Source organism: Streptomyces purpurascens, from assembly GCF_045040895.1.
Classification (GTDB): Bacteria; Actinomycetota; Actinomycetes; order Streptomycetales; family Streptomycetaceae; genus Streptomyces; species Streptomyces purpurascens.
This window is the reverse complement of the sequence record NZ_CP108341.1, coordinates 7,309,554-7,336,522: the sequence shown is the minus strand read 5'-3', so window position 1 is coordinate 7,336,522 and position 26,969 is coordinate 7,309,554. Positions and strand designations below refer to the sequence as shown.

General features: G+C 72.1%; 27 protein-coding genes and 1 pseudogene. 21 read left to right on the top strand and 7 right to left on the bottom strand.

Annotated elements, in window-relative coordinates; all coding sequences use genetic code 11:
• Positions 1 to 9 precede the first annotated feature (9 nt).
• A complete protein-coding gene (locus OHU35_RS33420; protein WP_405507967.1) occupies positions 10 to 1,599 on the top strand; it encodes a glycoside hydrolase family 43 protein in 1,590 nt (529 codons plus the stop codon).
• Between the two features lie 171 nt (positions 1,600 to 1,770).
• The gene (locus OHU35_RS33415; RefSeq protein WP_405507965.1) at positions 1,771 to 3,195 is read left to right on the top strand and encodes a Gfo/Idh/MocA family protein; all 1,425 of its coding nucleotides are present in this window, start codon (positions 1,771 to 1,773) and stop codon (positions 3,193 to 3,195) included.
• 13 nt (positions 3,196 to 3,208) lie between these two features.
• Here OHU35_RS33415 and OHU35_RS33410 read toward each other — a convergent pair whose 3' ends face one another.
• Positions 3,209 to 3,862, bottom strand: a complete 654-nt coding sequence (locus OHU35_RS33410) for a hypothetical protein (RefSeq protein WP_189721498.1) — start codon at positions 3,860 to 3,862, stop codon at positions 3,209 to 3,211.
• Between the two features lie 13 nt (positions 3,863 to 3,875).
• Positions 3,876 to 4,163 (bottom strand): alpha/beta hydrolase, encoded by a 288-nt coding sequence (locus tag OHU35_RS33405; protein ID WP_405507964.1) that lies wholly within the window; start codon positions 4,161 to 4,163, stop codon positions 3,876 to 3,878.
• 305 nt (positions 4,164 to 4,468) lie between these two features.
• On the opposite strand from OHU35_RS33405, the gene OHU35_RS33400 reads away from it, so the two are divergent.
• Together OHU35_RS33400 and OHU35_RS33395 are read left to right on the top strand one after the other, a co-directional pair.
• The gene (locus OHU35_RS33400; RefSeq protein WP_405507962.1) at positions 4,469 to 5,512 is read left to right on the top strand and encodes a LacI family DNA-binding transcriptional regulator; all 1,044 of its coding nucleotides are present in this window, start codon (positions 4,469 to 4,471) and stop codon (positions 5,510 to 5,512) included.
• Positions 5,513 to 5,770: 258 nt separating this feature from the next.
• Positions 5,771 to 6,193 (top strand): helix-turn-helix transcriptional regulator, encoded by a 423-nt coding sequence (locus OHU35_RS33395; protein ID WP_189721500.1) that lies wholly within the window; start codon positions 5,771 to 5,773, stop codon positions 6,191 to 6,193.
• 28 nt (positions 6,194 to 6,221) lie between these two features.
• Here OHU35_RS33395 and OHU35_RS33390 read toward each other — a convergent pair whose 3' ends face one another.
• Positions 6,222 to 6,758 (bottom strand): peptidoglycan-binding protein, encoded by a 537-nt coding sequence (locus OHU35_RS33390; protein ID WP_189721501.1) that lies wholly within the window; start codon positions 6,756 to 6,758, stop codon positions 6,222 to 6,224.
• 304 nt (positions 6,759 to 7,062) lie between these two features.
• Between OHU35_RS33390 and OHU35_RS33385 the strand changes: the two genes are divergently transcribed.
• Positions 7,063 to 8,094, top strand: a complete 1,032-nt coding sequence (locus OHU35_RS33385; protein WP_405507960.1) for a DUF5954 family protein — start codon at positions 7,063 to 7,065, stop codon at positions 8,092 to 8,094.
• Here OHU35_RS33385 and OHU35_RS33380 read toward each other — a convergent pair.
• Positions 8,091 to 8,498: an SRPBCC family protein gene (locus tag OHU35_RS33380; protein ID WP_405507959.1), complete on the bottom strand. Its 408-nt coding sequence runs from the start codon at positions 8,496 to 8,498 to the stop codon at positions 8,091 to 8,093. The genes OHU35_RS33385 and OHU35_RS33380 overlap by 4 nt on opposite strands.
• Before the next feature lie 121 nt (positions 8,499 to 8,619).
• Between OHU35_RS33380 and OHU35_RS33375 the strand changes: the two genes are divergently transcribed.
• Entirely contained in the window at positions 8,620 to 9,018 is a 399-nt protein-coding gene (locus OHU35_RS33375) for a VOC family protein (RefSeq protein ID WP_189721504.1), read from the top strand.
• On the opposite strand, the gene OHU35_RS33370 is transcribed toward OHU35_RS33375, so the two are convergent.
• Entirely contained in the window at positions 9,004 to 9,687 is a 684-nt protein-coding gene (locus tag OHU35_RS33370; protein ID WP_359888353.1) for a helix-turn-helix domain-containing protein, read from the bottom strand. The genes OHU35_RS33375 and OHU35_RS33370 overlap by 15 nt on opposite strands.
• Positions 9,688 to 9,716: 29 nt before the next feature.
• Positions 9,717 to 10,653, bottom strand: a pseudogene (locus tag OHU35_RS33365) (AraC family transcriptional regulator).
• An 81-nt stretch (positions 10,654 to 10,734) separates the two neighbouring features.
• Here OHU35_RS33365 and OHU35_RS33360 point away from each other — a divergent pair.
• Positions 10,735 to 11,580 (top strand): NmrA family transcriptional regulator, encoded by an 846-nt coding sequence (locus OHU35_RS33360; protein ID WP_405507956.1) that lies wholly within the window; start codon positions 10,735 to 10,737, stop codon positions 11,578 to 11,580.
• Positions 11,581 to 11,613: 33 nt separating this feature from the next.
• On the opposite strand, the gene OHU35_RS33355 is transcribed toward OHU35_RS33360, so the two are convergent.
• Positions 11,614 to 12,795, bottom strand: a complete 1,182-nt coding sequence (locus tag OHU35_RS33355; protein WP_189721508.1) for a YihY/virulence factor BrkB family protein — start codon at positions 12,793 to 12,795, stop codon at positions 11,614 to 11,616.
• A gap of 52 nt (positions 12,796 to 12,847) precedes the next feature.
• On the opposite strand from OHU35_RS33355, the gene OHU35_RS33350 reads away from it, so the two are divergent.
• The 14 genes from OHU35_RS33350 (at position 12,848) to OHU35_RS33285 (ending at position 26,964) form a co-directional block, all read left to right on the top strand.
• Positions 12,848 to 14,482 carry an acyl-CoA dehydrogenase family protein gene (locus OHU35_RS33350; RefSeq protein ID WP_189721509.1) on the top strand — a complete coding sequence of 545 codons (1,635 nt, stop codon included), beginning with the start codon at positions 12,848 to 12,850 and terminating at the stop codon, positions 14,480 to 14,482.
• A gap of 271 nt (positions 14,483 to 14,753) precedes the next feature.
• The gene (locus tag OHU35_RS33345; protein WP_359888360.1) at positions 14,754 to 16,031 is read left to right on the top strand and encodes a GAF domain-containing protein; all 1,278 of its coding nucleotides are present in this window, start codon (positions 14,754 to 14,756) and stop codon (positions 16,029 to 16,031) included.
• Positions 16,032 to 16,206: 175 nt separating this feature from the next.
• Entirely contained in the window at positions 16,207 to 17,517 is a 1,311-nt protein-coding gene (locus tag OHU35_RS33340) for a hypothetical protein (protein WP_405507954.1), read from the top strand.
• Positions 17,518 to 17,598: 81 nt separating this feature from the next.
• Complete coding sequence (locus tag OHU35_RS33335; protein ID WP_359888365.1) at positions 17,599 to 18,171, top strand: GNAT family N-acetyltransferase; 573 nt, start codon at positions 17,599 to 17,601, stop codon at positions 18,169 to 18,171.
• A gap of 126 nt (positions 18,172 to 18,297) precedes the next feature.
• Positions 18,298 to 18,381 (top strand): putative leader peptide, encoded by an 84-nt coding sequence (locus tag OHU35_RS33330; protein ID WP_310591794.1) that lies wholly within the window; start codon positions 18,298 to 18,300, stop codon positions 18,379 to 18,381.
• A gap of 140 nt (positions 18,382 to 18,521) precedes the next feature.
• Entirely contained in the window at positions 18,522 to 20,219 is a 1,698-nt protein-coding gene (locus OHU35_RS33325; protein ID WP_359888368.1) for a nitrite/sulfite reductase, read from the top strand.
• On the top strand, positions 20,216 to 20,395 hold the full coding sequence (locus tag OHU35_RS33320; protein ID WP_189721515.1) for a hypothetical protein: 180 nt from the start codon (positions 20,216 to 20,218) through the stop codon (positions 20,393 to 20,395). The genes OHU35_RS33325 and OHU35_RS33320 overlap by 4 nt, the downstream gene beginning before the upstream one ends.
• Complete coding sequence (locus tag OHU35_RS33315; protein WP_189721516.1) at positions 20,392 to 21,102, top strand: phosphoadenylyl-sulfate reductase; 711 nt, start codon at positions 20,392 to 20,394, stop codon at positions 21,100 to 21,102. The genes OHU35_RS33320 and OHU35_RS33315 overlap by 4 nt, the downstream gene beginning before the upstream one ends.
• A gap of 23 nt (positions 21,103 to 21,125) precedes the next feature.
• A complete protein-coding gene (gene cysC, locus OHU35_RS33310; RefSeq protein ID WP_189721908.1) occupies positions 21,126 to 21,662 on the top strand; it encodes an adenylyl-sulfate kinase in 537 nt (178 codons plus the stop codon).
• Complete coding sequence (cysD, locus tag OHU35_RS33305) at positions 21,659 to 22,594, top strand: sulfate adenylyltransferase subunit CysD (protein WP_189721517.1); 936 nt, start codon at positions 21,659 to 21,661, stop codon at positions 22,592 to 22,594. The genes cysC and cysD overlap by 4 nt, the downstream gene beginning before the upstream one ends.
• A gap of 2 nt (positions 22,595 to 22,596) precedes the next feature.
• Complete coding sequence (locus OHU35_RS33300) at positions 22,597 to 23,931, top strand: sulfate adenylyltransferase subunit 1 (protein WP_189721518.1); 1,335 nt, start codon at positions 22,597 to 22,599, stop codon at positions 23,929 to 23,931.
• Positions 23,932 to 24,153: 222 nt separating this feature from the next.
• Positions 24,154 to 25,257 (top strand): ABC transporter substrate-binding protein, encoded by a 1,104-nt coding sequence (locus OHU35_RS33295; protein WP_405507951.1) that lies wholly within the window; start codon positions 24,154 to 24,156, stop codon positions 25,255 to 25,257.
• A 35-nt stretch (positions 25,258 to 25,292) separates the two neighbouring features.
• Positions 25,293 to 26,081, top strand: coding sequence for an ABC transporter ATP-binding protein (locus OHU35_RS33290; protein WP_189721520.1), 789 nt, complete (start codon positions 25,293 to 25,295; stop codon positions 26,079 to 26,081).
• A complete protein-coding gene (locus tag OHU35_RS33285) occupies positions 26,068 to 26,964 on the top strand; it encodes an ABC transporter permease (protein ID WP_189721521.1) in 897 nt (298 codons plus the stop codon). The genes OHU35_RS33290 and OHU35_RS33285 overlap by 14 nt, the downstream gene beginning before the upstream one ends.
• Positions 26,965 to 26,969: the final 5 nt, after the last annotated feature.

Here is a 26,969-nt window from a genome sequence, read left to right as displayed (position 1 = left end):
AGTCTCCACGTGACCGTCCTGCACAACCCCGTCCTCCGCGGCTTCGCCCCCGACCCCTCGCTGGTCCGGGTCGGCGACTGGTACTACGTGGCGACGAGTTCCTTCGAGTGGTTCCCGACGATCCCGGTCCACCGCTCCCGGGACCTGGCCCACTGGGAGTACGCGGGGCACGTCGAGGGAGCGGCCCCCGGGGGCTCGCTGGCCGGGGTGCCCGACTCGGGCGGCATCTGGGCGCCGTCGCTGAGCTGGGACGGGGAGCGGTTCTGGGTGACGTACACCGTCGTGCGCTCGGTCGGCACGCCGTACTTCGATCTCGACACGTACGTCTCGACGGCCACCGAGGCGGGCGGCGAGTGGAGCGCCCCGCGCCGGGTCGCGAGCCACGGCTTCGATCCTGCCCTGTTCCACGAGGACGGCCGGCTGTGGCTGCTGAACCTGCAGAACGACCACCGGCCGGGGGGCCGGAGATTCGCGGGGATCGTCGCCACGGAGCTGGACCGGGACACGCTGACACCCGTCGGGGAGACGCGTCTGCTGCTCCAGCACGACCGGTTGATCGAGGGGCCGAAGCTGCTGCGGCGCGAGGGCTGGTACTACCTGGTGCTCGCCGAGGGGGGCACGGGCTGGGAACACGGGGTGCGGGTGGCCCGCAGCCGGGAGCTGACCGGGCCGTACGCACTCGACGACCGGCCGCTGCTGACGACGCGGGACGACGAGAGCGTGCCGTTGCAGAAGGCCGGGCACGGCGAGCTGGTCGAGACGCCGGACGGGCAGTGGCTGCTCAGTCATCTGACGGCCCGTCCGCTGCGCACGCCGCACGGCCGCCGCTGCACGCTCGGACGGGAGACCGCGATCCAGGCGGTGGTCTGGGACGCGGAGGGCTGGCCCCGGCTGCGGCAGGGCGGTTGGCACCCGGCGGTGGACGTCGACGTGCCGACCCGGCCGCATCCGCTGCCGCCCGCCGCCCCGCCCGAGGACTTGTCCTGGCCGTGGAGCACGCTGCGCGAGGCGCCGGACCCGTCCTGGGCCGACACGAGGGCACGCCAGGGCTGGATCCGGCTGCGCGGCCGGCACGGCCCGGAGTCACGCTGGGCGACCAGCTTGCTCGCCCAGCGCGTCACCGAACACCAGGCGGAGGCCGAAGTCACCGTCGAGGCGCGGCCGGTGACCTTCACCCAGGCCGCGGGGCTGGTCCTCTGGTACAACGCCGAGGCGTATCTCAGCCTGGACCTGACCTGGGCGGAGCCGGCGGGCGAGCCGCAGCGCGGGCAGCAGTGGAGCGCGGGCGGTCGTACGGTGCTGAGCCTCGTGGAGCGCGACGAGGACGGCGTGCGGCAGGTCGCCGTCGTGGACGTGCCGGTCGTCGGGCCGGTGACGCTGGGGGTGACGATCGAGGGTGCCGACGCCCGTTTCTGGTTCGTACGGGACGGAGTGCGCACGGCGATCGGACCGGCCCTGGACTTCAGCCGGCTGTCCGACGACCACGGCCCTCGGCTGCGCTTCACGGGTGCGATGGCGGGCATCCACGCCCGGGACCTCGTCGACGCGGCGTTCACGGCGGACTTCACGGGGTTCCGGCTGACCTGCGTATCCGGCTGAGGGCGTCGGCGCGTTCGGGGTTTCGAAAGCCGATGCTCGATCCTGCTCGGAACTGCTTCCTATCGAGCATGTATTGACATGTAACCGTCGAAGCCCGCAGAGTCATGCCCCGAAAGTCCCGACAGTGCACCGGCAGTGATGCAAGCCACCTCATCGAGGAGTGTTGCCGTCATGTCCGAAACACCCGCTGTCTCACGCCGACTGCTCCTGGGCGGAGCCGTGGCCACCGGCGCGCTCGCGGCCGGGATGACCGCGGCGGCCCCGGCCGCGGCCGCCGCGACCGGGCAGGCGCCGCGCCGCCGTCCCGGGCAGAAGTCGATGATCGGCGTGCCGTTCGAGGCCCACAGAACCGTCCGCGTCGGTGTCATCGGCCTGGGCAACCGTGGCTCAGGCATGGTCGAGGGCTGGGCGGCCGTGCCCGGCTGCACCGTGACCGCCGTCTGCGACATCCGCGCCGACCGCGCGCGACGCGCCGCCGACCGGCTGGTGAGCAAGGGCGAGCCCCGCCCCGCCGAGTACGGCGGATCAGCCGACTCCTACGCCAAGATGCTCCGGCGCGACGACATCGACCTCGTGTATGTCGCAACGCCCTGGGAGTTCCACTACGAACACGGCAGAGCCGCGCTGCTGAGCGGCAGGCACGCCGTGGTGGAACTCCCCGTCGCGACGGAACTCCGCCAGCTGTGGGACCTGGTCGACACCTCCGAGCGCACCCGCAGGCACCTGCTCCTCGCCGAGAACTGCAGCTACGGCCGCAACGAACTGGCCATGCTGAGGATGGCGCACGCCGGCGTGTTCGGTGACATCACCAACGGCCACGGCGGCTACCTCCACGACCTGCGGGAACTCCTCTTCTCCGACACGTACTACACCGACTCCTGGCGGCGGCTGTGGCACACCCGCAGCACCGCGTCCCTCTACCCCATGCACGGGCTGGCCCCGATCGCGGCGGCCATGGACATCAACCGCGGCGACCGGATGGCCACCCTGTCCGCCACCGCGACCGCCCCGAAGGGACTGGCCGACTACCGCGAGCGCTTCGTCCCCCGGGACCACCCGTCCTGGAAGGAGACGTACATCAACGGCGACCTGGCCACCTGCCTCATCGAGACCGAGAAGGGCAGGATCGTCCGGGCCGAGCACGACGTGAGTTCACCCCGGCCGTACAGCAGGATCAACACCCTCGCCGGCAGCCGCGGGATCGTCGAGGACTACTCCGGGCCCGCCCCGACCGGCGCGCGTGTCTATCTCGAACCGGACCACGGCGGCCACACCTGGCGCGACTTCGCCGACTACCGCAAGGAGTACGACCACTGGCTGTGGCGCAAGGTCGGCGACGACGCCGCGAACAACGGCGGTCACGGCGGCATGGACTACGTCCTGCAGTGGCGCACCGTCCAGCTGATGCGCGCCGGACTGGTGCCCGACATCGACGTGTACGACTCGGCCGCCTGGTGCGCGGCGGTCCCGCTGAGCGCCGCGTCCCTGGCGAGGAACGGCCGCCCGGTCGAGATCCCGGACTTCACGCGCGGCTCCTGGGCCGGCAAGAGGCCCGGACTCGACTCCAGTCCCACGGACATGCCGCCCGCCCGCTGACGCGAGCGGCCGCTCAGCCCGCCCCGCCGTCGAGCAGCCAGTTGTAGCGCAGCCGCAGCGCCCGCTCGGTGCTGGCCGCCACAGTGACGAGCCCGACCACGGCGTTGCCCCCTGCCGACAGATCGATGGGCGAGACGAAGGTCCCGACGTACTGGGCGAGGCCCTCCGGATCCCGGGTGATCTGTTCGGCGAGCTGAAGGATCAGGAGAGCCAGGCCGATGACGAGCACGGTCACCGAGAGGAACCCGATCCAGCGGCTCAGCGCGGGGTGCGATCGGTCGAGGCGCGCGCGGCGCCCCTCGGCGGAGGCGGGGTCCGGGACCAGCGGGAACTCGGCCCCCTCGACGGTGACGTAGTGGCAGCGCTTGAGCCCGAAGTTGCTCGCCCTCACTTCGACGGTGCCGCCCGGGACGGGGAAGACGGCGGGGACTCTGGACTCGGCGTGATGCCTGCCGTCGAGGTAGAGGTGAGCCTTGACGTAGCCGTCCGACTGATTCTGATGCCTGACGTCGACGGCGTAGTCCGTCCGCCGGCCGTCGTCGTTCATCAGCCGAAGATGGAACAGTGCGCGGGTAAGCATCTGCCACCAGCGGAAACGCTTCAACGGTCGTCCGTCCCCGGGCTTGACCCGCTGCACAGCCCGGCGATGCCGCCACTCCTCGAACATGGCTCCGCTCCCGTTACCTGCTCGGCTCCGCCGCGCAGGCGAGGTCCCGTGACGGGCGCTGCCCGGTGGTCAGGAACGCCGTCACCGCGTCGTTCGCGCAGGTATTGCGGCCGAACGGATGGACACCGTGCCCGCCCTGGTCGGCCGTCACCATCGTCGAGCACTCGAGACGGGGTGCGGCGACGTCCTCCGGGCACGGGCCCCACCGCACGGTGTCCGGCGTCGCCGCCACCGACACTCCCGGAGAGACGGTCGCCGCCACGGCGGTGGCGGCGAGGGCGAGGGATAAGGCTCGGTGCATCTGATGTCCTCCTGGGGGGCGCACGGGGGCGTCGGAACGGGTGGGTACGGGACGGCCCCTCGCCGCCCGCCGTTCATGCGAAGTCCAGTGTTCTGCCGGCGCCGCCGCGTCGGCAGTGAGACTTGTCATCACTGAACGTGACAGACGTCATCACCGCGGCCCGCTCTTCTCGTCGGCGACGGCCTGCCGGCGACACCGCGCGCCCGAGGCGTCATCGACCGGCTTTCGGTCACGTGTCTACCCGCCGTCCTGCCGCAGACCTAGAGTAGGAAGCGCTTTCTGCCCGGTCGAGAGGTGGGTTCCCGATGGTCCGTACGGCGAGTGCGAGCGTGGCGGCAGGTCCGACGCTGGCGGTCGTGGCCCGTGAGGCGGGGGTGTCGGTGCCGACCGCGTCCAAGGTGGTCAACGGCCGGGAGGACGTGGCGCCCGAGACCCGCCGCCGGGTCACCGAGGCGCTCGACCGGCTCGGCTATGTGCGCAGACCCCGGTTCGACGCGGCGAAGGCGCCCCGGCTGGTCGACCTGGTCGTGCACTCGCTGGAGAGCTCCTGGTCGGGCGCGGTGCTGCACGGGGTGGAGGAGGCGGCGCACGACGCGGGCCTGGAGGTCGTGGTGTCGGCCGCCCTGACCCGCTCCCGGGTCGGCCGCCCGGAACGCGGCTGGCTGGACAAGCTGGTCGCCCGCGGCTCCTCCGGGGTGCTGTTCAACCTGGCCGAGCTGAGCGCCTCGCAGTACGCCTGGCTGGAGCAGCACCGCATCCCGTTCGTGATGATCGACCCGGTCCAGGAGCCGCCGGAGGGCGTGGTCTCGGTGGGGGCGGCGAACTGGCAGGGCGGTCTGACGGCCACCGAGCATCTGCTGTCCCTGGGGCATGAGCGCGTCGCCGTCATCGCCGGCGACCGGCGCACGCTGTGCAGCAGTGCCCGGGTCGCCGGTTACCGCTCGGCGCTCGCGTCGGCCGGGGTCCGGCACCGCGCCGAGTACGTCCGGCACGCCGGTTTCGACGAGAGCGTGGCCCGCCGCCGCACGCTGGAACTGCTCGATCTGCCCGAGCCGCCGACGGCCGTCTTCGTCTGCTCGGACCGGATGGCGCTGGGGGTGTACCAGGCCCTGGCCGAGCGGGGGTTGAAGGTTCCGCACGACGTCAGTGTGGTGGGCTTCGACGACCTGCCCGAGGCCCGCTGGGCCTCCCCCGCCCTGACCACGGTCCGCCAGCCGCTCTCGGAGATGGCCGCGACGGCCCTGCGCTCGCTGCTGCGCATGATGGACGGGCACCACCCGGAGAGCACGCGGACGGAGTTGTCGACACGGCTGGTGGAACGGGCGAGTACGGCGGTGCCGCGGGCGTAGGGCCTGTCCGGCGCGGGCGAGCGTCCGGGTGGCGATACACCCTGGTGGCGGGGGCATCGGGAGACGGTCCCCGCGGTCGCCGTACCCCGGCGCACCGTCGCCGACGGACGGTCGCTCGGCCCGGCGTCTCACACCCCCTACGCGCGCCGCGCGCCCGTCGCCGCGGGGAACTGGTCCGGACGGGCCGGCGTCGAACGATGCGGTGGGGAGGGGCCGTTGCCCGGGGGTGGGGTGGCGGCGGGCAGTTGGGGGACGACCATGACACGCTGGCAGCCGCTTCCGGACGCACTGCCGAGGGAGGCACGGCATCTGGTCGAGCAACTGCGGACCCTGAAGGACCGCACGGGTCTGAGCCTGGCCGAGCTGGCGCGGCGGACGGCGTACAGCAAGTCGTCGTGGCAGCGGTATCTCAGCGGGGCCAAGCAGCCGCCGAGGGGCGCGGTGCAGGCGCTGTGCCGGGTGGCCGGGACGGATCAGGCCCGGCTGCTGGCGGTGTGGGAGCTGGCCGACCCGACGTGGCCGCGCGGTGCGACGGGGCCGGCCGGGCAGGCGGTGGACCTCGCGGCACCGCCGCCCGGCGCCGAGTACCGGCGGTGGCGGGCGGCGGCGCTGGTCTCCTTCGCGGTCATCGTCGTGCTGCTGGCGGGGCTGCTGTGGGCCCTGCCGACGTGGAGCGGGTGACCTCGGAGTCACCCGCCCGTCGGGGCACTCAGCCGACCGTGCGGTAGTGCGCGTTCTTCCAGGACCCGACGTTCTTGAGCTTCACCTGGTACTTGCCGCCCACGCGCTTGAAGTTGACGTTCCGTGCGTCACCCTTGTACTGGACGATGTTGCCCGGGAGGCTCTGCAGCCGGGTCTGGGCGAAGTCCCAGCTCTCGCTGACGACGATGCCGTCGGTCTCGGGGAGGTTGTGCCGGCTCTGCCACCACTGCGTGGCCGACTCGGTCTCCGGCCCGAACGAGCCGTCGATCTGGCTCTTCTTGAAGGGCCGCCACTCGCCCTCGTCGTCCTCCCACAGGGCGCCGTCCGCCCACAGGACGGTCTCCCACAGGGCGATGGCGTTGCCCCTGGCGTAGGCCTCGACGCCGAGGTTCTCCTCGTCCTCCCAGTCGTTGGTGACGGCACCGCCGCCGTCGATGCCGAAGTAGGGCGCGGCGTTCGCGGCCGGTGCCAGGGCGATCCCGGTGGCCCCGCCCCCCAGCAACACGGCCGTCACCATCGCCATGGCCCGAATGCGCATGCTCATGCGGTGTTCCTTTCCGAACCGCCGTCCCCCGCGGGTCACCCCTGGGGCGGCTCGTCTCGTTTGGCAGGGCACAGCGTCGCGTCCGGCCCCCGGACACGGCGAGCCTTCCCGGCGTTCACGGACCGCCCAGGGACGGCTCACGCGCCGGGCGGCGGTGTCCCGGCGGAGCGTGGGACGCGCCGGGTCTCCATGGGCCGGGCTGGGCCGGAAGGCGGTGCCCGGCATTCGCGCCCGGTTCCCAACAACAGCCTTTGTTGCGTCGCCCGGCCTCGTGCGCCCTCCTCGCGGCCGGGACAATGCGTGCATGGATGATGACTGGCAGCAACAGATCGACGCTCTCCAGGAGGAGTTGGTCCGCCGCGACGACCCCGCCGCCTGGGTGCGGGAGGCCGACGCGATGGACGCCTCGCGGCGCTATCCCGCTCTGTCGCTGCGCGGGCCGGTCTTCGGGGTCGCAGCGCAGGATCCCGCGGTGGGGCCGGAATGGCGGCTGCTGAAGCCGGTGACGGACGGCATGCCGCAGATGGCCCGGGACGGGCTGCACTCACACCTGTGGTTCACGGCCAAGGACGGCACCGACGACCCGGCCGTCCGGCGTGAACTGCTGGCGGCCGTGGCGGTGATGGAGCGCGAGCCGGTGAACGAGGTGGCGGCGTGCGGCGTGCGCTACCGGGTCGTGCGCGGCGACGAGTTCGCGCGCTGCGACGACGACGGTCTTGAGCCGCCGCGCCCCACCGATCTGGAACCGGTGCGGCGGTCGTGGGACATGCGGGCGAAGGACACCGCGTCCCCGGACATCGGCTTCGTCCTCGACCCGGCCCGCCCGGACGGCCTGGCGGCGGGCGCCCTGCGGCTGGGCCTGAGCGACTTCGCGTACACGGGCGCCCGCTTCCCCTCCTACGTCCGCGAGGACTCCGAGCGTGCGGTGGCCACGCACCCGGACCCCGTGCTGCTGCCCACCGGATTCGGCGTGGTCGAGCGCGGCCGCCACGGCTGGCAGCCCTGCGGCACACTCATGGCCACGCCCCACGACGCCCGGCGTCTGCTCTACAACGGCATGTCCGAGATCTGGGCCATGCTCTACCGGTACGACGAGACCAAGAAGGCGAGGTACGCGCGCGCCGCCGAGGAGTACAAGGCACTCGACCGCGCCGACGAGTTCCTCTTCGACGACCGCCTCTTCCGGATCTGCCGCGTCGAACGCTTTCTGCGCATGGGGCCCGACGGACCGGAAGGCCCGCGGCCGTCGGACATCGACGAGTACGGCCCCATGAGGATGCACCCGGCGATGGACGAGGACGGCACCATCCACTACGAGCCGGAGGGGACGGGCTAGGAGCGTTCCATCAGCCGCTTGAGGGCGGTGAGGTCGGCGGACACCGCCTCGGCGTCGCGGCGGAACTCCTCGTCGCTCATCCCGGGCCGCCGGCGCAGCGTGAACACCACCTCGCAGCCGGGGCCGTCGGCGATCACCCGCATCGGATTGTGCACGGTCCGGCCCGAGGGCAGGGTGACGTCGTGGTCGAGCACGCCGAACTCGTTCCTGGGCGTGAACACGACCACGATCCGCCCCATGGGCGACTCCCCCACCCACTGGCCGTCCACCCGCTCGATGGAGCGGGCCAGCCCGGGAGCCCAGCCGGGGACGTTGACGGGGTCGGAGACGTAGTCGTAGACCTCCTGGGCGGAGCGGTCGATCGGGATGCCGAGGTGCCGGGATGGCTGTGTCGTGGTCGTCATGGCGGCGACGTTACGGGGCCGGCCGGGGATGGTCTTGAACGGATCGGACACGGATGGGGGTGCGGGCCCGGTGTCCGTTTCCTTCAAGACCGGCCGCCCCGGGCCTGCCTACGGTGGCCCCATGAGCGCACGATTCGATGCCATCGGCCTGGTCGTCTCCGACATGGCCGCCTCCGTCGCCTTCTACCGCCGGCTCGGGTTCGCCTTCCCCGAGGGCGCCGAGAGCCTGCCGCACGCCGAGGCGGAACTGCCCGGCGGGCTCCGGCTGCTCTTCGACACCGAGGAGACGGTCCGCTCCTTCCTCCCCGAGTGGGAACCGCCCGCCGGCGGGGGCCGGGCCTCGCTGGCCCTGCGGTGCGACGGGCCGGCGGAAGTGGACGCGTTGTACGAGGAACTGGTGGGCTCCGGGTACCACGGCGAGCTCAAGCCCTGGGACGCCTTCTGGGGGCAGCGGTACGCCGTCGTGCACGACCCGGACGGCAACGGGGTGGACCTGTTCGCGGCCCTAGGAGCTGAGTAGCTCCCCCAGCGGAAGCCCCGCCAACTCCCTGACGTCGCGGGCGAGATGGGCCTGGTCGGCGTATCCGGCCCGGGCGGCCGTGTCCGCGAAGGGCACACCGTGCCGGGCCAGTGCGAGGGCGCGGCGCAGCCGCAGGATGCGGGCCAGGGTCTTGGGGCCGTAGCCGAAAGCGGCCAGGGACCGGCGGTGCAACTGGCGTGCGCCCAGGCCGAGTTCGTCGGCGGTGGCGGCGACCGGGCGGCCCGCGTCGAGGGCCGTGACGACCTGCCGCAGCACGGGGTCGGGGGGTTCGGTACCGGCCGCCTGCCGCAGCGCCACCTCCTCCAGGCCGCTCGCCGGGTCGGGGGCCGCGTTCACGCGGTCGGCCAGGCGGCGTACCTCCGAGGCCGGCCACAGATCCGCCAGCTCGACGCGGCGGTCCCGCAGCTCGTGCGCCGGTACGCCCAGGAGCGCGGGCGCCGTCCCCGGGTAGAAGCGGACCCCGGCCCACGCACCGGCCTCGCCGCCGGTGAGGTACGCGTGGGTGTCGGGCCCGGCGACCAGCAGCCGCCCTTCGTGCCACAGCAGGTCCATGCACCCGTCGGGCAGCACCCGCCCCACCCCGTCCCGGTCCGGGGTGTTGGTCCACACGACCGCTCCCGCCAGCCGCGACGCCCACTCCACGTACACGTGTGCCAGGCTACGCCGCCGGTGCCCGGTCACGCCGCCCGTGCCCGGTACTCCACCGGGCTCACCCCGTACACCCGCTTGAACGCGGTCGACAGGGCGAACGCGCTGCCGTAGCCGACACGGCGGGCCCACCGCGTCGAGCGTGTCGTCGGAGTCGCGCAGACGGTCGGCGGCGAGGGCGAGGCGCCAGCCGGTGAGGTACGTCATCGGGGGCTCGCCCACCAGGCCGGTGAAGCGCCGGGCGAGCGCGGCGCGGGACACCCCCGCCTTGGCGGCGAGGGAGGAGACGGTCCACGGGTGGGCGGGGTCGTCCTGGAGCAGGCGCAGCACGCCTCCGACGACGGGGTCGGCGAGGGCCCGGTACCAGGCGGGGGCCTCCGCCTCCGGGCGGGCGAACCAGGCCCGCAGCGCGGCGATGACCAGCAGGTCGAGCAGCCGGTCCAGGACGACCTCCTGGCCCGGCTCGTCCCGGACGATCTCCTCGGCGACGTACGGCGTGAGCGGGCAGGCCCACACGTCGGCCGGGAGGGTGAGCAGCGGCGGCAGCGCGTCCAGCAGCCGTCCGCTGATCTCGCCCCGCATCGGGTACGTGCCGATCAGCAGCACCGTTTCCCCGTCGAGCCGGTCGCCCCAGGTGCGGACGCCCAGGTCCATGGAGCCGTTGAGGGGCCGTCCGTCGGGGTAGCGGCACTCCTGGTCGGGCAGGATCAGCGCCTGCGGGGCCGTACCGGGGTCGTCGGCGCAGGTGTACGGGTCCGGGCCGCGCGCGATGGCGAGGTCCCCGGCCCGCAGCAGGGCCCGCTCGCCCCGGTCGGGCAGGACCCAGGCCTCGCCGCGCACGGCGAGCATCACGGTGAGCGGGGCCCGGTCCTCCACCCGGACCGCCCACGGCGGGTCGAAACACGCCCTGATCATGAACGCGCCCCGCGCGCGGGGGCCGTCCAGCAACCCTGCGAGTGCGTCCATGGGGTCAGCGTAGACGCGGGCGTATGGGAATGAGCCGTTCAGCGATGGTTCGGTGCCGCGTACGGCAGTTGACTCGACGACATGACCAACACGACACGGAACACGCGGAGCATGACGGTTGTGGTGACGGGCGCCTCGGGCCGTACGGGGAGCCGGGTGGCGCGGGCCGCGGAGGCCGCGGGGCTCACGGTACGGGCCGCGTCCCGGGCGAGCGGCTTCGACTGGTGGGACCGCTCGACCTGGGCGGCGACCCTGCGCGGCGCCGACGCGGCCTACCTCGCCCACCCCTCGGACGTGGGCGCACCGGGCGCCGCCGAAGCGGTCGGGGCGCTGGCGCGCGAGGCGGTGGGGCTCGGGGTGCGGCGGCTGGTGCTGCTGTCCGCGCGAGGCGAGGACCAGGCCCTGCCGACCGAGGAGGCGCTGCACGCCTCGGGGGCGGACTGGACGGTCGTACGGGCCGCGTGGTTCGCGCAGAACTTCAGCGAGGGCCCGCTGGTGGCGGAGCTGCGGGAGCGCGGTGAGCTGGTGTTCCCGGCCGACGAGGTGCGGGAGCCGTTCCTCGACGTGCGGGACATCGCGGACGTGGTGGTGACCGCGCTGACGGCCGGCGACCGGTACGTGGGCCGGACGCTCACCCTGTCCGGGGCGCGGCTGCTGACCTTCGGGGAGGCGGTCGCGGAGATCGCCGAGGCGACGGGGCGGCCGCTGACGTACCGGGCCGTCCCGACCCGGGACTACGGCGAGGCGATGGTCGGCTTCGGTCTGCCACCGGAGGAGGTCACGGCCATGACCGCCATCTTCGACACCCTCCTCGACGGCCGCAACGCGCACCTCGAGGACGGCGTACGGGAGGTCCTGGGCCGGGCACCGCGTGCCTTCGCTGACTTCGTCCGGGAGGAGGCGGCGGCCGGAACCTGGAAGCCGTGACGAGGACCGGAAGGCGGGACGAGGACCGGTCCCTCACTGCTCGGGGGGTGGCGGCGCCTCCCCGTTGGCCTCGCTGTTCTTCGTGTGGGTGCTCTTCACGTGGGTGCTCTTCACATGCGTGCTCTTCACATGCGTGCGCAGGCGGGACGTGACGTCCTCCGGGGGAAGGAAGCGGGACCAGCGTTCCGGGAACTCGGAGGGCATGTCGGGGTCGGCCTCCCCCGCGGCGGCGGCGCGGGCCACGTACTCGGCGACCTGCGCCTGCCGCAGCCGCTCGTTGGCCTCGCGGGCCGCGGCCGTGGCGGCGGCCGGCCAGACCCGGTCGATGGCGGCGTTGACCGCGGCCCCCACCAGCACCGCGAACGCGGACACACCGATCCACAGCAGCACGGCGACGGGCGCGGCCAGGGAGCCGTAGATCGTGGGGCCCTCGACCGTGCTGGTCAGGTAGATCCGCAGCAGGAAGCTGCCGAGCACCCACATGCCGAGGGCGACGAGCGCGCCGGGCACGTCCTCGATCCACGGGGAGCGGACGGGGACGGACACGTGGTACAGGGTCGTGAGGAAGGCGATCGACAGCAGGATCACCACGGGCCAGTACAGGACCTGCACGACCGTCGTCGACCACGGCACGATCCGCACCACCGCGTCCGGCCCGGCCACCATCAGCGGCAGCGCGACGGAGCCGATCAGCAGGGCCACGATGAACAGCGCGAAGGCCATCAGGCGGGTCTTGACGATGCCCCGGACGCCGTCGAGGCCGTACATGACGGTGATGGTGTCTATGAAGACGTTCACGGCACGGGAGCCGGACCACAGGGCGAACAGGAAGCCGATGGAGATGATGTCGGGCCGGCCGCCCTTCATCACGTCGTGCAGGATCGGCTCGGCGATCTGCCGCACGCCCCGGTCGGACAGCACCGTGCGGGCGGCCTCGAGGATGTTGGTCTCGAGGCTCTCGATGGTGTCGGCGCCGGTCCAGGCGTCGACGTAGCCGAGCAGTCCGATCATGCTGAGCAGCAGCGGCGGCACCGACAGCAGCGTGAAGAACGCGGCCTCGGCGGCCAGGCCCAGGATGCGGTACTCGACGCAGGAGTTGACGGTGTCCTTGACCAGCAGCCAGGCGGTCCTGCGCTTGGAGACGTTCCGGTAGAGGGCACGCGCCCGGTGGAGGCGCCCGGAGGGTGTGTCGGGGGTTTCACTCGCTGGCTGCACCCCCTAACGGTATCCGTCGCGCCCGACCGCACTCACCCGGTAGGTTCGCAACATGGCTGGCAGCACCCACTCCGTGAGCAACCAGGTCCCGCCGCTGGTCGGGTACGACGTCTTCACGGCCGACCGGGCCCTCACGGCCGGGGTCGAACGGCACCTGGATCCGGATCTGCTCGACGAGGTGCTCGGCGAGCTGTCGGCGCTCGGGCGGGCCTCCGGCTCGGCCCAGGTGCAGGAGTGGGGAGCGCAGGCCAACGAGAATCCGCCGCGGCTGCGCACGCACGACCGGTACGGCGAGCGGATCGACGAGGTCGAGTTCCATCCGTCCTGGCACCGGCTGCTCGGCAAGGGCGTCTCGGCCGGTCTGACGGCGGCTTGGGTGCGGCCGGGCGGGCACCTCCGGCGGGCGGCCGCCTTCCTCGTGTGGACGCAGGTCGAGGCCGGCAACGGCTGCCCCCTGTCGATGACGCACGCGGCGGTGCCCGCCCTGCGCACGGACCCGGAGCTGGCCGCCGAGTGGGAGCCGCGGCTGACGTCCATGGTCTACGACCGTGAGCTGCGGCCCGCGCACCTGAAGGCCGGCGCGCTGTTCGGGATGGGCATGACGGAGAAGCAGGGCGGCAGCGACGTCCGGGCGAACACGACGTCCGCGCGGCCGCTCTCCGAGGACGGCACGTACGAACTGACCGGGCACAAGTGGTTCTGCTCGGCGCCGATGTCGGACGGTTTCCTGGTGCTGGCGCAGGCTCCGGGCGGGCTGACCTGCTTCCTGGTGCCGCGGGTGCTGCGGGACGGGACGCGCAACGTGTTCCTGGTCCAGCGGCTCAAGGACAAGCTCGGCAACCGGTCGAACGCCTCGGCGGAGGTCGAGTTCGACGGGACCTGGGCCCGCCGGGTCGGCGAGGAGGGGCGCGGGGTGCGCACCATCATCGAGATGGTCGCGGCGACCCGGCTCGACTGTGTGCTGGGCTCGGCGGGGCTGATGCGGCAGGCCGTGGCGCAGGCGGTGCACCACTGCACCCATCGCGAGGCGTTCGGCGGGAAGCTCGTCGACAAGCCGCTGATGCGCAACGTCCTCGCCGACCTCGCCCTCGAGTCGGAGGCGGCGACGACCCTGGCGCTGCGGCTCGCGGCCGCCTACGACGACGGCGGCGAGCAGGAGCGGGCGCTGCTGCGGATCGCGGTGCCGGCCGCCAAGTACTGGGTGACCAAGCGGTGCCCGCCGGTGACGGTGGAGGCGGCGGAGTGCCTGGGCGGCAACGGGTACGTCGAGGAGTCCGGAATGCCCCGGCTGGTGCGGGAGTCGCCGCTCAACTCGGTCTGGGAGGGCGCGGGCAATGTCCAGGCCCTCGACGTGCTGCGGGCGTTGCAACGGGAGCCGGGCGCGCTGGACGCGTATCTGCGGGAGGTCGGGCAGGCGCGCGGCGCCGATCACCGCCTCGACGGCGCCATCAAGAACCTGCTGACCGAACTGGCCGATCTGGAGGGCGTGGAGGGGCGGGCGCGACGGCTGGCGGAGCGGCTCGCGCTGGTGCTCCAGGGGTCGCTGCTGGTCCGGTTCGCGCCGCCGCAGGTGGCCGACGCGTTTTGCGCCGCCCGGCTGGGCGGCGACGGGGGCGCGGCCTTCGGGACACTGCCGCACACGCTGGACCTGGCGGCGGTGGTGGAGCGGGCCCGTCCGGTGTCCTGACCTGGCGTTCTGACCTGGTGTGGTGACCCGCTTGCGCGAAAGCGGGGGTGGTGCTGCGCCGACACGGCACCACCCCCGCCGCACTGGCCCGTTCGAGCCATCGAACGCCGCTCGGGACGGCGCTGCTCAATTTTCAGCCACGTCCGGCCCGTCCACCAGGGTTGCGTGGGGTTGCAACTTGATGCCGACTGAGTGCGGACTGCGCGCGTCCGTCAGGGGCAGACGGCACTATGAGACGGACAGTCAGAAACGGCTCCGGGGGGACACGCCGATGGACGTCACGCAGCTCGCCGCCGTGAACGCCACGCGGGCGGCCCGGGTCCTCGACGAGGTCCGTTCCGCCCGGCTCGCCGGGCAGCCGGCTCCCGTGGCGCCGCGGCCGGTGATCGAGCAGTCCTGGGAGCGGATGCTGCGCGGCGGCGTCGACCCCGACCACGACTTCCGGGCGGGGCTGCTGCCCCTCGAGGAGGTGCGGCGGCGGCGCGAGACATCGGCGCTGCGCCATGTGCTGCCGGTGCTGCGGGAGGGGCTGCTGGCGGTCGCGGACATCGCGCACCACATCATGGTGGTCGCCGACGAGGAGGGCCGGGTGCTGTGGCGCGAGGGCAGCGCGCCGGTGCTGCGCAAGGCCGACGGGCTCGGGTTCGAACTCGGCGCGGACTGGCGCGAGGACGTCGTCGGCACGAACGGTCTGGGCACCCCGGCGGTGGTGCGCCGGCCCGTGCAGGTATTCGCCTCCGAGCACTTCGTGCGCTCCCAGGCCGGCTGGACCTGTGCCGGCGCTCCCCTGACGGATCCGCGGGACGGCCGGCTGCTGGGCGTGGTGGACGTGAGCGGGCCGCTGGAGACGATGCACCCGGCCACGCTCGCCTGGGTCGACTCGGTGGCCAAGCTCGCCGAGGCACGGCTGCGGGAGATGCACGTGGAGTCGCTGGAGCGGCTGCGCGCGGTGGCGGCGCCGGTGCTGGCCCGGCTCGGCGGGCGTGCCCTGGTGGTCGACCCGGACGGCTGGACCGCCGCGGTGAGCGGGATGCCGTACACGCGGCGGGTCGCCCTGCCGAAGTCGCTGTCGGCGGGCCTGCGGTGGCTGCCGGCGCTCGGGCGGTGCTCGGTGGAGCCGCTGGCCGGCGGCTGGCTGGTGCGGGCCGCCGCCGACGAGCCGGTGCCGCGCGGGGCGACCAGGATCGTGCTGGACCTCAGACAGGCGCGCAGCTGGTCCCTGGAGGTCTCCGGGGGTGCCGGGTCCTGGGCCCGCGAACTGAGTCCCCGGCATGCCGAGTTGCTGTACCTCCTCGCCGTCCACCGCACCGGGCGCAGCGCCTCGGGCCTGGCCGGGGACGTGTTCGGCGACCCGGCCCGCACGGTGACGGTGCGCGCCGAGATGTCGCGGGTACGGCGGTATCTGGGGGCGTTACTGGAACACCGGCCGTACCGGTTCGCCGAGGACGCCGAGGTCGAGATGCTGCTCCCGGACGACCCGCGTGATCTGCTGCCGTACTCGACGGCACCGGCGGTGCGCGGGCTCCGCACCTCCGCACCGGCCCCCTGAGGTTCACCGGACGTGTCGTCCGACTGGCCCCCAGGGGTACATCTTTCGCATATTTGCGGGGTCTTCGTCCGCCACCCCGCTCACCTGCCGTAGCATCCCTCTACGGGTCACCCCACCTGCTCCTCCGTCAACGTGCGGATCATCAGGCGCAGTTGGCCCGCCTCGGGAGGACGTTATGAAGCATCGCGGCAGACACCGGCGACGCAGGCGGGGCAGGGCGGTACGGGCGACGCTGGCCGGGACGGCCCTCGCGCTCACCGCCGCCGCCACCCTGATCAGCGCTTCGCAGGCCACGTCCACCGACGCTCCGGGGACGCTGAAGCCGCTCAGCGCGTCGGCCGAGGCCGGGCGGCTGCCGCTGACCGAGCACCGGGTGCCCGGGCGGTGGCTCGACCGGCTCTCCTCCGCGATGGGCCGGCCCGTCGGCGTCGGCACGGTACTGGAGAGCGCCGACCGTCCGCTGCGGGACGCGGCCGACTGCTCGACCGCCGAGAAGCACGCCCTGCCGGTCGAACCCACGGCCACGCGCGCGTACTGCTTCGGCGGCGCCGACACCCGGGGCTGGCGGCCGGGCGCGGTCACCACCTCGGGGGACGCGGACGACGACGGCCGCTGGGGCGGGAACCGCGTGATCCTCTCCGGCTGGACCAACGGCGCCGAGGGCGGCTCCATGGACGGCCCGGCGCCCGGGCAGGGCCTGGCCAAGGTCGCCTTCGTCGACGCGAACGACCCGGACCGGCTCCGCTACACCTGGGCCCTGCTGGCCGTCCCGGTGGACGGCGGGCACGATTACCGGGGGCTGGTCTCGCCGCTGTCCGGCATGGTCTGGTACCAGGACAAGCTGCTGGTGACGACCCGCGAGGGCGACCGGGACGCGCTGTACGTGTACGACATGGACCGCATCCAGCGCGCCACCGTCGAGTCCGACGCGGTCGGCCGGGTGCGCGGCGGCTGGGCGGCGCACGGCAACCGGTACGTGCTGCCCGCCGTCGGCTCGTACACCCTGCCCGGCGGTGACGATGTGCCGCGCCCGGCCACCGTCTCCCTGGACCGCAGCACCTCCCCCGACAGTCTGGTCGCGAGCGAGTGGGTGCCCGCGGACGGCGACCGGCACACCCGGCTGTGGCGCTACCCGCTGAGCCGGGACCCCGCGCGGCCCGGGCTGCTCACCACCGACTCCTCCGGGCACGCGGACCCGGTCGAGGCGTACGAGACGAAGACGACCGACGTGCGGGGCGTGCTGGCGTACCGCTCGGGCTGGTACCTCGACCGGGCGGCGGGCTCACCGGGCGGGCACGGGACGCTGTGGCGCCAGGACACGGACAGCGCCCGGGCGACGGAGTGCGGGACGGACGAGACCCGCCACTGCTGGAGCGGCCGGTCGGGTTCCCTGTCCTACTGGGAGGAGACCGGCGAGGTCTGGTCCCAGTCCGGCCGCATGCTGTTCGCACTGCCCCTGGCCTCGGTCGACCGGGCCCTCGACTAGGGCGCGTCCGGCGGGGTGCCGGCCATGGCCCCGACGCCGGGCGTTCGACAGGTCGTGACACCTGATGATTTCCTGACCCTCATGCCGACCATCGCCGTGACCACCTGGTCCCTGGAGCAGACCGCCCCGACCGACCTGCTGCCGGCCGTCGCGCCGGAGGGGGACGTCCGGGTCGTCCGCTCCGAGGTGCCCTCGCCCGAGTTCAGCCGGTTCCTGTACGCGTCGGTGGGCGGCGACATCCGCTGGACCGACCGGCTGAGCTGGTCGTACGCCCGCTGGCAGGAGCACCTGGAGCGGCCCGGCGTGGAGACGTGGGTGGCCTACGACCGGGGCACGCCCGCCGGGTACGTGGAGCTGGAGGCGCAGGACGACGCGGTCGTGGAGATCGTCTACTTCGGACTGCTGCCCGGCTTCCGGGGCCGGCGCATCGGCGGGCACCTGCTGTCGTACGGCACGGCCCGGGCCTGGGACCTCGCCGACCGCTGGGCGGGACTGACGCCGACGAAGCGAGTCTGGCTGCACACATGCAGCAAGGACGGCGAGCACGCGATGGACAACTACCAGCGCCGTGGGTTCCAGCTGTTCGACACCAAGGTCGAGGAGGAGGCGGACGTCGCCGCTCCGGGACCGTGGCCTGGGGCGTTCCCCATCTGACCTGGTCGGACACCCCGGGGCGACCCAATGTGACCAAGGACACGCACGTCTTGGATTCCGAGACACGAGTGTCCGCATCTTGGACGAAGCTGGACTGTGTCCAGATCGCCGTGACACGCTTCCGTCATGTCTGGAACTGGAATTGCCTTGGTGAGTCGGCGGCACGTCGACCTCGGCCGCATGTCCAGCGCCATCTGTCCGGCGCGCTGAGAGCATCTGAGAGCACTCACGCAGCGCCCGACATCCCCTTCTCGACTCCTTTCCCCGCGCAATGACGCGCACGTATGCCCATGCGCCCGCGCGCGCAGGTCAGAGCCGCTTTCCCGCCTGTCCCGAAGGACGTATCAACCATGGCCGCCACCCCGCAGAAGCCTGCCGCCGCGACTCCCCGCCGCAAGGTGAGCCGTCACCGCGGTGAGGGTCAGTGGGCCGCGGGGCACTTCACCCCGCTCAACGGCAACGAGCAGTTCAAGAAGGACGACGACGGTCTCAATGTGCGGACACGCATTGAGACGATCTACTCCAAGCGGGGCTTCGACTCGATCGACCCGAACGATCTGCGCGGCCGGATGCGCTGGTGGGGTCTGTACACCCAGCGCCGCCCCGGGATCGACGGCGGCAAGACCGCGATCCTGGAGCCGGAGGAGCTGGACGACGAGTACTTCATGCTGCGCGTCCGCATCGACGGCGGCCGGCTCACCACCCGTCAGCTGCGGGTGATCGGCGAGATCTCGCAGGAGTTCGCGCGCGGGACCGCCGACATCACGGACCGGCAGAACGTGCAGTACCACTGGATCCGGATCGAGGACGTGCCCGAGATCTGGGACCGGCTGGAGGCGGTCGGCCTGTCCACGACCGAGGCCTGCGGTGACACGCCGCGTGTGGTCATCGGCTCGCCGGTCGCCGGTATCGCGCAGGACGAGATCATCGACGGCAGTTCCGCCATCGACGAGATCCACCGCCGGTTCATCGGCAGCAAGGAATTCTCCAACCTGCCCCGCAAGTTCAAGACGGCGATCTCCGGCTCGCCGCTGCTCGACGTGGCCCACGAGATCAACGACGTGGCGTTCGTCGGCGTCGACCACCCCGAGCACGGCCCCGGCTTCGACCTGTGGGTCGGCGGCGGCCTGTCCACCAACCCGAAGATCGGTGTCCGGCTCGGCGCCTGGGTGCCGCTGGACGAGGTCCCGGACGTGTGGGCGGGCGTCATCGGCATCTTCCGCGACTACGGCTACCGGCGGCTGCGCACGCGTGCCCGGCTGAAGTTCCTGGTCGCCGACTGGGGCGCGGAGAAGTTCCGCCAGGTGCTGCAGGACGAGTACCTCAAGCGCGAGCTCGTCGACGGGCCGGCGCCCGCCGAGCCCGTGGAGCGCTGGCGCGACCACATCGGCGTGCACCGGCAGCAGGACGGCCGCTTCTACGTCGGCTTCGCCCCGCGCGTGGGACGCGTCGACGGCGCGACCATCACGAAGATCGCCGACCTCGCCGAGGCCCACGGCTCGGGCCGGGTGCGCACCACCGTCGAGCAGAAGATGATCGTCCTCGACGTCGCGGAGGACCAGGTCGAGTCGCTGGTCGAGGGCCTGGAGGCGCTCGACCTGACCGCCCGGCCGTCCTCGTTCCGGCGCGGCACCATGGCCTGCACCGGCATCGAGTTCTGCAAGCTCGCCATCGTCGAGACCAAGCAGCGCGGCTCGCAGCTGATCGACGAACTGGAGCGCCGTCTGCCGGACTTCGACGAGCCGCTCACCATCAACCTCAACGGCTGCCCGAACGCCTGCGCCCGTATCCAGGTGGCGGACATCGGTCTCAAGGGCCAGCTGGTCGTCAACAGCCAGGGCGAGCAGGTCGAGGGCTACCAGGTGCACCTCGGCGGCGCGCTGGGGCTGGAGGCGGGCTTCGGCCGCAAGGTGCGCGGTCTGAAGGTCACCTCCGAGGAGCTGCCCGACTACATCGAGCGCGTCCTGAAGCGGTTCGAGGCGGAGCGCGAGGACGGCGAGCGGTTCGCCGCCTGGGCGGCCCGGGCCAGCGAGGAGGCCCTGTCGTGAGCGAGCGCGCCGCCCCCTTCTACTGCCCGTACTGCGGTGACGAGGACCTGCGTCCGAGCGCCGAGGCCCACGGTGCGTGGGAATGCGCGGCGTGCAGCCGAGCCTTTCAGCTGAAGTTCCTCGGGCTGCTGTCCCAGGGACTGAAGCGATCCGACTCCGGAGGGGCAGAGATATGACGACCGCTCAGGAAGAGCGCAGCACCGACGAGCTGAAGGCGCTCGCCGAGCAGGCGGGCCGCGACCTGGAGGACGCCTCCGCGCTGGAGATCCTCCAGTGGGCGGCCGAGACGTTCGGCAAGCGCTTCTGCGTGACCTCCTCGATGGAGGACGCGGTGGTGGCCCACCTGGCCTCCCGGGCGATGCCCGGCGTAGACGTCGTCTTCCTCGACACCGGCTACCACTTCGAGGAGACCATCGGCACCCGCGACGCGGTCGACGCCGTGATGGACGTCAACGTCATCACGCTCACGCCGCGCCTGACGGTCGCCGAGCAGGACGCCGAGTACGGCCCGAAGCTGCACGACCGCAACCCCGACCTGTGCTGCGCGATGCGCAAGGTGCAGCCGCTGGAGGAGGGCCTGAAGGACTACCGGGCCTGGGCGACCGGTCTGCGCCGCGACGAGTCCCCGACCCGGGCGAACACCCCGGTGGTCGGCTGGGACGAGAAGCGGCAGAAGGTGAAGATCTCCCCGATCGCCCGCTGGACCCAGGACGACGTGGACGCCTACGTCACCGAACACGGCGTCCTGACGAACCCGCTGCTGATGGACGGCTACCCCTCCGTCGGCTGCGCCCCCTGCACCCGCCGGGTGCTGGAGGGCGAGGACGCACGTGCCGGCCGCTGGGCGGGCCGCAGCAAGACCGAGTGCGGGCTGCACGGATGACGACGACGATTCAGGAGACCGACGTGACGACCGGAGCCACCGTCTGGCTCACGGGTCTGCCGAGTGCCGGCAAGACCACCATCGCCCACGAGCTGGCCGGCCGGCTGCGCGCCGAGGGCCACCGCGTCGAGGTGCTCGACGGCGACGAGATCCGCGAGTTCCTCTCGGCGGGCCTCGGCTTCAGCCGCGAGGACCGGCACACCAATGTGCAGCGGATCGGCTTCGTCGCCGAACTGCTCGCCCGCAACGGCGTGCTCGCCCTCGTCCCGGTCATCGCGCCCTACCAGGACAGCCGCGAGGCGGTGCGCAAGCGGCACCAGGCGAACGGGACGGCGTACGTGGAGATCCACGTGGCGACACCGGTCGAGGTCTGCAGCGAGCGCGATGTGAAGGGCCTGTACGCCAAGCAGGCGGCGGGCGAGCTCACGGGACTCACCGGGGTCGACGACCCGTACGAGGCGCCCGAGTCGCCCGATCTGCGCATCGAGTCGCAGAACCAGACCGTGCAGGAGTCCGCGGTGTCCGTGTACGCCCTGCTCAGCGAAAGGGGACTGGCATGACGACCGCCGCCACCGTTTCCGAGGAGACCGACAGCCCCTACGCGCTGTCCCACCTCGACGCTCTCGAGTCCGAGGCGGTGCACATCTTCCGCGAGGTGGCGGGCGAGTTCGAGCGGCCGGTGATCCTCTTCTCCGGCGGCAAGGACTCCATCGTCATGCTGCACCTGGCACTGAAGGCCTTCCGGCCGGCGGCGGTGCCGTTCTCCCTGCTGCACGTGGACACCGGGCACAACTTCCCCGAGGTCCTCGACTACCGGGACCGTACGGTCGAGCAGCACGGGCTGCGGCTGCACGTCGCCTCCGTGCAGGACTACATCGACCGGGGGGTGCTCAAGGAGCGCCCGGACGGCACCCGCAACCCGCTGCAGACGCTGCCGCTGACCGAGAAGATCCAGGCGGAGAAGTTCGACGCCGTCTTCGGCGGCGGACGCCGCGACGAGGAGAAGGCCCGGGCCAAGGAGCGGGTGTTCTCCCTGCGGGACGAGTTCTCCCAGTGGGACCCGCGCCGGCAGCGCCCGGAGCTGTGGAACCTGTACAACGGCCGGCACGCCCCCGGCGAGCACGTGCGCGTGTTCCCGCTGTCCAACTGGACCGAGCTGGACGTGTGGCAGTACATCGCCCGCGAGGGCATCGAGCTGCCGCAGATCTACTACGCCCACGAGCGTGAGGTGTTCAAGCGCAGCGGCATGTGGCTGACCGCCGGCGAGTGGGGCGGGCCCAAGGACGACGAGTCCGTGGAGAAGCGCCTGGTGCGCTACCGCACGGTCGGTGACATGTCCTGCACCGGAGCCGTCGACTCCGAGGCCGACACCATCGAGAAGGTGATCGTCGAGATCGCCGCCTCCCGGCTCACCGAGCGCGGCGCCACCCGCGCCGACGACAAGATGTCCGAAGCCGCGATGGAAGACCGCAAGCGCGAGGGGTACTTCTAGAGATGAGCACCATCACGACCGAGGAACTCTCGGAGACCACCCTGCTGCGGTTCGCCACCGCCGGCTCCGTCGACGACGGCAAGTCCACCCTGGTGGGCCGGCTGCTGCACGACTCCAAGTCGGTCCTCACCGACCAGCTGGAGGCCGTGGAGCGCGCTTCGGCGAGCCGGGGCCAGGAGGCGCCGGACCTCGCGCTGCTGACGGACGGTCTGCGGGCCGAGCGGGAGCAGGGCATCACCATCGACGTGGCGTACCGCTACTTCGCCACGCCCCTGCGGCGGTTCATCCTCGCCGACACCCCCGGCCATGTGCAGTACACGCGGAACATGGTCACCGGTGCCTCCACCGCCGAGCTGACGGTGATCCTGGTCGACGCGCGCAACGGCGTCGTCGAGCAGACCCGCCGGCACGCCGCCCTCGCCGCCCTGCTGCGCGTCCCGCACGTGGTCCTCGCGGTCAACAAGATGGACCTCGTCGCGTACGAGGAGAAGGTGTTCGCCGCCATCGCCGAGGAGTTCACGGCGTACGCGACCGAGCTGGGCGTCCCCGAGGTCACCGCGATCCCGATCTCGGCGCTCGTCGGCGACAACGTGGTGGAGCCTTCCGCGAACATGGACTGGTACGGCGGCCCGACGGTGCTGGAGCACCTGGAGACGGTGCCGGTCAGCCACGACCTGAGCCACTGCCACGCCCGGCTGCCCGTGCAGTACGTGATCCGGCCGCAGAACTCCGACCACCCGGACTACCGGGGGTACGCCGGTCAGATCGCGGCCGGTTCCTTCCACGTCGGCGAGCAGGTCACCGTGCTGCCCTCGGGCCGCACCTCGAAGGTCGCCGGCATCGACCTGCTGGGCGAGCCGGTCGACGTCGCGTGGACCACGCAGTCGGTGACCCTCCTGCTGGAGGACGACATCGACATCTCCCGCGGCGACCTGATCGTGCCCACCAAGGACGCGCCCGCGACCACGCAGGACATCGAGGCGACCGTCTGCCATGTCGCGGACGCCGCGCTGACCGTCGGCCACCGGGTGCTGCTCAAGCACGGCACCCGCACGGTCAAGGCGATCGTCAAGGACATTCCGTCCCGTCTCACGCTCGACGACCTGTCCCTGCACCCGCACCCGGGACAGCTCGTCGCGAACGACATCGGCCGGGTGAAGATCCGCACCGCCGAACCGCTGCCGGTCGACTCCTACTCCGACTCGCGGCGCACCGGCTCCTTCATCCTGATCGACCCGAACGACGGCCAGACCCTCACCGCGGGCATGGTCGGCGAGTCCTTCGCCGCCCCCGAGCCGGTGAAGGACGAGACCGACGACGACGGGTGGGACTTCTGACATGAACTCCCCCGACTTCTACTCCACGTTCGCGAAGGAGGGCGGCCGCGTCGGCAGCGGCGCTCTCGGCAGCGGGCAGGGCGGAGTGGCGCGATGTGTGCGCTGACGTACGCGCACTGCCTGCGCGCCCTCACCCCCCACCGCCGTAGACGAAAACCTGCCGACCTCCCGGCCACGACCTGAGAGACCGTGACCGCCGGGCCTCCGAGAGGAACACCTCCCGTGCCTGCATCATCCGCTCTGCGCCGATCCCTCGCGGTCATAGCCGCGCTTCCCCTGCTCACTCTGGCCGCCTGCGGCTACGGCTCCAAGGCCGAGGACGACGGGGGCGCCAAGGTCGCCGCCGGAGCGAAGAAGATCGACGGTCTCGACAGGGTCAAGATCGGCTACTTCGGCAACCTCACCCACGGAACCGCGCTGGTGGGCGTGCAGAAGGGCATCTTCCAGAAGGCCCTCGGCGCCACCAAGGTAGAGCCCGCGATCTTCAACGCCGGTCCGTCCGAGATCGAGGCGCTGAACTCCAAGTCCATCGACATCGGCTGGATCGGCCCCTCCCCGGCGATCAACGGCTACACCAAGTCCGCCGGCAAGAACCTGCGCATCATCGGCGGTTCGGCGTCCGGCGGCGTGAAGCTCGTGGTCAACCCGGACAAGATCAAGTCCCTGAAGGACGTCAAGGGCAAGCGGATCGCCACCCCGCAGCTCGGCAACACGCAGGACGTGGCGTTCCTCAACTGGGCCGCCGAGCAGGGCTGGAAGGTCGACCCGCAGAGCGGCAAGGGTGACGTCACCGTCGTCCGCAGCGACAACAAGGTCACCCCGGACGCCTACAAGTCCGGGTCCGTCGACGGTGCCTGGGTGCCGGAGCCGACCGCGTCGAAGCTGGTCGCCGAGGGCGGCAAGGTGCTGCTCGACGAGGCGTCGCTGTGGCCCGACAAGAAGTTCGTGATCACGAACATCATCGTGCGGCAGGACTTCCTCAAGGAGCACCCGAAGGTCGTCGAGGCGGTCCTGAAGGGCTCGGTCGACACCAACAAGTGGATCAACGCCAACCCGGACGCGGCGAAGGCGGCGGCGAACAAGCAGCTGGAGGCCGACTCCGGCAAGGCGCTGCCGGCCGATGTGCTGGACCCGGCGTGGAAGTCCATCCAGTTCACCGACGACCCGCTGGCCTCCACCCTCAACACCGAGGCCGAGCACGCCGTGAAGGCGGGGCTGCTGCAGAAGCCGAACCTGAACGGCATCTACGACCTCGCGCCGCTGAACAAGGTCCTCAAGGCCGAGGGCGCGCCCACGGTCGACGACGCCGGTCTCGGCGCCAAGTAGCCCGCATCCCGAAGAGTTCCCAGGAGGTGACGACCATGGCCACCACCCTCGCCAAGGCCGCCGACGGCACTGAGTCGGCCACGCACGCCGCCCGGATCGAACACGTTTCGAAGTCGTTCGCGGGCCCCGCCGGGCAGCAGCTCGTCCTGGACGACATCACCCTCGATGTCGCGCCCGGCGAGTTCGTCACCCTCCTGGGGGCCTCGGGCTGCGGCAAGTCCACCCTGCTCAACCTGGTGGCGGGCCTGGACCGGCCCAGCGCCGGCGAGATCACCACGGACGGCCGCCCGGCGCTGATGTTCCAGGAGCACGCGCTGTTCCCGTGGCTGACCGCGGGCAAGAACATCGAACTCGCCCTGAAGCTGCGGGGCATCGCGAAGGCCGAGCGCCGCGAGCGGGCCGAGGAACTGCTCGAACTGGTCCGGCTGAAGGGCGCGTACGGCAAGCGGGTGCACGAGCTGTCGGGCGGTATGCGCCAGCGGGTCGCGCTGGCGCGCGCGCTCGCCCAGGAGAGCAAGCTGCTGCTGATGGACGAGCCGTTCGCGGCACTGGACGCGATCACACGGGACGTGCTGCACGACGAGCTGACCCGCATCTGGCGCGAGACCCAGCTGTCCGTCCTGTTCGTCACGCACAACGTGCGCGAGGCGGTCCGGCTCGCGCAGCGCGTGGTGCTGCTGTCCTCCCGTCCGGGCAGGATCGCCCGTGAGTGGACGGTGGACATCCCGCACCCGCGCCGCATCGAGGACACCCAGGTGGCGGAGCTGTCCGTCGAGATCACCGAAGAACTGCGTGGGGAGATCCGCCGTCATGGCCAGCACTGATTCGACGACCGTCGCCAAGGACGGCAGCGATCTCGCCGGTCTGGAGGCGGGCCTCGACGCGCTGGAGTCGAGGCAGACGCACCGCACTCCGTTCCGGCAGACCTTCGTCCAGAAGATCCTGCCGCCCGTCCTCGCCGTCGCGCTGGTGCTGGCGGTCTGGCAGGCCCTCGTCTCGTTCAAGGTCGTCGACGACCCGACCAAGCTGCCCGCGCCGTCCGCCGTGTGGGACGTCGTCCACACGGCGTGGCTCGAGGGCGAGTTGCTCGGCTACATCTGGACCAGCGTCTCGCGCGGTCTGCTGGGCTTCTGCTTCGCCCTGGTGATCGGCACGCCGCTGGGTCTGCTGGTGGCCCGGGTGAAGTTCGTCCGCGCGGCCCTCGGCCCGATCCTGTCGGGCCTGCAGTCCCTGCCGTCGGTCGCCTGGGTTCCGCCGGCGGTGATCTGGCTGGGCCTGAACAACTCGATGATGTACGCGGTGATCCTGCTCGGCGCGGTCCCCTCGATCGCCAACGGCCTCGTCTCGGGCGTCGACCAGGTGCCCCCGCTGTTCCTGCGCGCGGGCCGCACGCTCGGCGCCACGGGCCTGAAGGGCACCTGGCACATCGTCCTGCCGGCCGCGCTGCCCGGCTATGTGGCCGGTCTGAAGCAGGGCTGGGCGTTCTCCTGGCGCTCCCTGATGGCCGCGGAGATCATCGCCTCCTTCCCCGACCTGGGCGTGGGCCTCGGCCAGTTGCTGGAGAACGGCCGCAACGCCAGCGACATGGCCATGGTGTTCGAGGCCATCCTGCTCATCCTGATCGTCGGTATCGCCATCGACCTGCTCATCTTCAGCCCGCTGGAGCGGTGGGTGCTGCGCAACCGCGGCCTGCTGGTGAAGAACTGAAGTCC